This is a genomic window from Corynebacterium sp. HMSC27B11, from assembly GCF_001815985.1.
Taxonomy (GTDB): domain Bacteria; phylum Actinomycetota; class Actinomycetes; order Mycobacteriales; family Mycobacteriaceae; genus Corynebacterium.
Window position 1 is genome coordinate 109,372 of sequence record NZ_KV823561.1, and the last position, 451, is coordinate 109,822.

The window sequence follows — 451 nt, forward strand, 5'->3', positions numbered from 1 at the left end:
ACGATTTTCCGGCATCAAACTCTGCAAAACATGCGTTCCGCTTGTCCCAGCGCCTCAGCCCCTCTGGCAGTCCCGAGGCCCAGCCCGGTGCCCGACACAGCCCAGTACCCGGCCCGGACCCCACGGACCCCACGGATCCCCGTTTTGGGCTGTGCCGTGCCACAATTCGCACGTTTCCTGACACACCACGGCCCAAAACCGGATGTACCCCTCGGAGCCCGACACACCACGGCCCAAAACCGGGTGCGCCCCTTGGGCTGCTGCCCCAAGCGCCGCGCGGCTGTAGGGGCCGCTGACCCCAGCCCGGGCGCTCTTTATGTTTTGCAGAGTTTAATGCCGGTTTTCCATGATTTTCCGACATCAAACTCTGCAAAACGTCCCGCAAGGCCTGGAAAACCGGAGAGCCGACCCCCACAACCCAGTTTTGGGCTGTGCCGTGCCACAATTCGCA